General features: G+C 61.9%; 2 protein-coding genes and 2 pseudogenes. 3 read left to right on the top strand and 1 reads right to left on the bottom strand.

Annotated elements, in window-relative coordinates; translation table 11 throughout:
* A pseudogene (locus Q7U29_RS15545) lies at positions 1 to 134 on the bottom strand (alpha/beta hydrolase); the annotation flags it as partial.
* A gap of 188 nt (positions 135 to 322) precedes the next feature.
* Here Q7U29_RS15545 and Q7U29_RS15540 point away from each other — a divergent pair.
* From Q7U29_RS15540 to Q7U29_RS15530, 3 genes and pseudogenes are all read left to right on the top strand, one after another.
* Positions 323 to 706: a hypothetical protein gene (locus Q7U29_RS15540; RefSeq protein WP_304742914.1), complete on the top strand. Its 384-nt coding sequence runs from the start codon at positions 323 to 325 to the stop codon at positions 704 to 706.
* Positions 703 to 1,800 carry an alpha/beta fold hydrolase gene (locus Q7U29_RS15535; RefSeq protein ID WP_304742912.1) on the top strand — a complete coding sequence of 366 codons (1,098 nt, stop codon included), beginning with the start codon at positions 703 to 705 and terminating at the stop codon, positions 1,798 to 1,800. The genes Q7U29_RS15540 and Q7U29_RS15535 overlap by 4 nt, the downstream gene beginning before the upstream one ends.
* Positions 1,797 to 1,921 (top strand): annotated as a pseudogene (locus Q7U29_RS15530) (GNAT family N-acetyltransferase); the annotation flags it as partial. The gene Q7U29_RS15535 and the pseudogene Q7U29_RS15530, both read left to right, overlap by 4 nt.

Below are 1,921 nucleotides of genomic sequence, written 5' to 3'. Positions count from 1 at the left end.
CACAGGATCATCTGCGCGCCGAGCCCCATGATCAGCAGCATCGGCTCCGCGCCGGCGTCGCCGAAGATCTCGTAACAAATGTCGATGCCGTTGGCCCGGGCGATCTGCGGCGGCTGATGGGGTGACGAATTCACGTAATGGGCTCCCTCGAATGGCAAGCGACTGGGAACTCTATGGCACGGTTTTTCGCGCCGCAGAAGGCTCCGGTGCGGCAGGGGGCCTGACAAATAGGCCTGCCATGTTGACCGCCCTGTTGCAACAGTGTGGTATGGACCAAAAGGCGGGGCGCCAAAGCCCCCGGTGATTACGCTGGAGGGCGCCGATGGCAGACAAGAGCAACGATCCGGTCGCGATGTGGCAGAACATGATCGGCGAGATGGAGAAGGGTTTCAACTCCTTCGCCAACCAGGCCATGGCCTCGCCGGAATTTTCCAAGGTCGTCAATCAGGTCGGCGGGGTCACGGCGGGCGCGCAGAAGCAGCTCGGCGAGATCATGGAGAAATACCTTGTCGGCATGAACCTGCCGAGCCGGGCGCAGATGGTCACGATGGCCGAACGGCTGCAGTCGATCGAAGGCCAGCTCAACGAGATCAAGGCGATGCTGAACGCGATGAACAGCAATGCCGCCGCCGCGACCGGAATTCCCGGCGCGCCGAAACCGCCGCGCACCAAGCGTCCGCCGTCGGCGGGCGGAGAGCAAAAATGAACGCCAGTCCTGGTTTAAGTGTCCCGGGCCTCGATCTGGCGTCGATTCCGGACCGGATCCAGTCCGAGGTGCAGCGCGCGATCCAGCGCAGCATCAAGGGCGTCGAATATATCGCCTCATCCGGCCCGTCGCTGGGGTCGACGCCGAAGGACATCCTGGCGGTCCGCGGCACCATGAACCTCTATCACTACCGCCCCATCGCGGACGAGATCTACCGCGTGCCGATCCTGATCGTGATGGCGACCACCAATCGCGGTTACATCCTCGATATGGTGCCGGGCCAGAGTTTCATCGAGTTTCTGCTCAGGCGCGGCTACGACGTCTACATGCTGGACTGGACCGCGCCGAAGCCGGAAGAAAAAAGCCTGCGGATGGAGGATTACGTCCTCGACTTCATCCCGGATTGCGTCCGCCGCGTGCAGCAGGATTCCGGCGAGACCGACGTCACCGTGATCGGCTATTGCTTCGGCGGCGTGCTGTCGCTGCTGTACGGCTCGATCTTCAACGAAGGGCCGATGAAGAACCTGATCTGCTTCACCACGCCGATCGATTTCCGCGAGATGAAGCTGTTCTCGAATTTCTCGGACCGCCGCTATTTCGACGTCGACCGGCTGGTCGACAGCATCGGCAACGTGCCGCCGGAGATGATCCTGTCCTCGTTCGAGATGCTGCGGCCGGCGTCGCGCGCCGCCAGCCAGGTGCAGTTGTGGGAGAACATATGGAACGACGAATACGTCAAGGCCTACCGGATGATGGATCGTTGGGGCACCGATACCTTGCCGCTGGCCGGCGAGTATTTCCGCACCATCACCAAGGACCTGATGTGGGACAACAGACTGTTCAACGACACCATGTCGGTCGGCGGGCGCAAGGCGGATATTGCAAACATCAAGGTACCGATCCTGCACGCGGTGGCCGAGCACGATCACATCGTGCCCTATGACGCGGCCAGGCACCTGATCCCGAAGGTCGGCTCGACCGACAAGGAAGAAGTGATCCTGAAGGGTGGCCATGTCAGCGTCGTCGCCGGCGCCAACGCCATCAAGCGGTTGTGGCCGAAACTCGATTCATGGTTATGCGAGAGATCGATATGAGCAGCGAGACCAGAACCTATCCGCGCCGCGTGCAGACCGAAGCCGGCGAGATCGAATTCCGCCTGATGTCGCCCGCCGACGAGGCCGCCGTGCTGGACTTCGCGCAAAAACTGCCGGTGCA

It is taken from the genome of Bradyrhizobium sp. (assembly GCF_030654605.1).
Lineage (GTDB): Bacteria > Pseudomonadota > Alphaproteobacteria > Rhizobiales > Xanthobacteraceae > Bradyrhizobium.
Note: the sequence above shows the minus strand (reverse complement) of the source record. Positions and strands in the feature narration are given on the sequence as shown.

What these genes read in the sequence shown, in the direction of transcription:
- Q7U29_RS15540 (WP_304742914.1), top strand. Translation starts at nt 323, where the DNA reads ATGGCAGACAAGAGCAACGATCCGGTCGCGATGTGGCAGAACATGATC.
- Q7U29_RS15535 (WP_304742912.1), top strand. Translation starts at nt 703, where the DNA reads ATGAACGCCAGTCCTGGTTTAAGTGTCCCGGGCCTCGATCTGGCGTCG.